1 protein-coding gene is annotated in these 1,641 nt (G+C 67.4%); it reads right to left on the bottom strand.

Features of this window, described 5'->3' with window-relative positions; genetic code table 11:
- Positions 1-275 precede the first annotated feature (275 nt).
- Positions 276-1,641, bottom strand: a 1,366-nt coding sequence (locus tag ACRDUX_RS27115; protein WP_526418319.1) for a vWA domain-containing protein, incomplete at its 5' end; no start/stop codon positions are given.

Below are 1,641 nucleotides of genomic sequence, written 5' to 3'. Positions count from 1 at the left end.
CACATGAATGAACCTGCCGCCACCGGAGTTCTTGTCCATTCCATGGTGATCCCCTTCTCCGGAGGCGCCCCCAAAGACCACGTGGCGACCGTTGCTGACAAATTACCTTAGAAGAAGGTAAGACGCTGGCTTACTCCTGTTCAGGCAACAATTCACAGGTTCCTGACAGCACGCGCAGGAGGTTTGCCACAGCATCCTTACGGACACTCGCAAGAAAGCACACGGGTAGTGCGGAGAAAGCCCACAGTCAGTCGTTGGGTATCGGTAAGAATGGCTCAGCGCCGGCGGCGAGCCCGCAGATAGTCACTGACGACGGCCGCCCCGAGCCCGTCGAGATCGGGCTCGACGACCCGGCCCTCCACCCGCCGGGCCACCTTGTCGATGAACCGCGCCAGCCCCGGGTCACTGCCAAGCCGGAAGATGGTCACCTGGGCGCCGAGGCGGGCGATCTCGTCGAACCCCTTCACCGTGTGGGCGATGGTCCGCGGGTGCGGCGGATAGTCGAAGTACACCGACGCGCCATCGCCGTCACCGAAATCCTCGAGGTGCGCGGTCGGCTCACCGTCGGTGACGACGAGGACCACCGGCTGGGCATTGGGGTGGCGCCGCAGGTGCCGCGACGCCAGCGCCAGCGCGTGGTGCAGGTTGGTGCCCTGCTCGTAGACGCCCTCGAGCCCCGTCAGCTCGGCGGCGCTGACGGTGCGCGCGTACCGCCCGAACGCGATGATCTGCAATTCGTCGGAGCGGAATCGCGTGCTGATGAGGTGGTTCAGCGCCAGCGCGGTGCGCTTCATCGGCAACCAGCGGTTCTCCATCACCATCGAGAACGACGTGTCGACGAGCAGCGCCACCACCGACTGGGTGCGCGTCTCGGTCTCCGAGATCTCGACGTCGTCGACGGTGATCCTCATTGGCACCTCGGCCAGGCCCGCGCCGGCCTGGCGGAGCACCGCGTTGGTCAGCGTCCGCGTCACGTTCCACGGCTCGGTGTCGCCGAACTGCCACTGTCGGGTGGCGCCGGTGAGTTCCCCCGCCGCGCCGGCCCTCCGGGTGTCGCGCTCGCCGTGGTGACCCGAAAGCCGTTGCGCCACATCGCGCAGCGCCGTCTGACCGAGCTGCCGCATGGCCTTGGGCGACAGCCGCCACTGCCCGTCGGAGCCGCGGTCCAGGAACCCCTGGTTCATCAGTGCGCGTTCGAGTTCGGACAGCGTGCGGGCGTCGACGGCCGCCTGCTCCCCGAGCTGGCGGGCCAGCATGTCGAGGTCGACGTCGTCCATCTGAGCGCCGGCATAGCTCTGCGAGAGCTGCTCGGCGAGCTGTTCGAGCTCGCCGATGTCGGCCAGCGCCTGCGCGCCCTCCCCCATGCCCATCGGGTCGTCACCCTTGAAGCGCTCCGACCCCTGCCAGTCCTCACCGGGCCTGGCGTTCTGCAGGTGCTGATCCAGCTTGCCGAGCGCGTCCATCAGCGATGGCGAGCCAAATGCTTGCTGCGCCAACGCATCCAGCTCCGCCCGCTGCTCGGCGGAGAGGCTGTTGCGGAAGCGCTGCGCGGCGGCGGCCCGCTTGGCCAGCGAGTCAAGCAGCTCGTCGATGTTCTTCGGGTTCTCGGGGAAGAACTCGCCGTGCTTGTCCATGAAGTCT

The organism is Mycobacterium sp. (genome assembly GCF_050701675.1).
Taxonomy (GTDB): Bacteria; Actinomycetota; Actinomycetes; order Mycobacteriales; family Mycobacteriaceae; genus Mycobacterium.
Note: the sequence above shows the minus strand (reverse complement) of the source record. Positions and strands in the feature narration are given on the sequence as shown.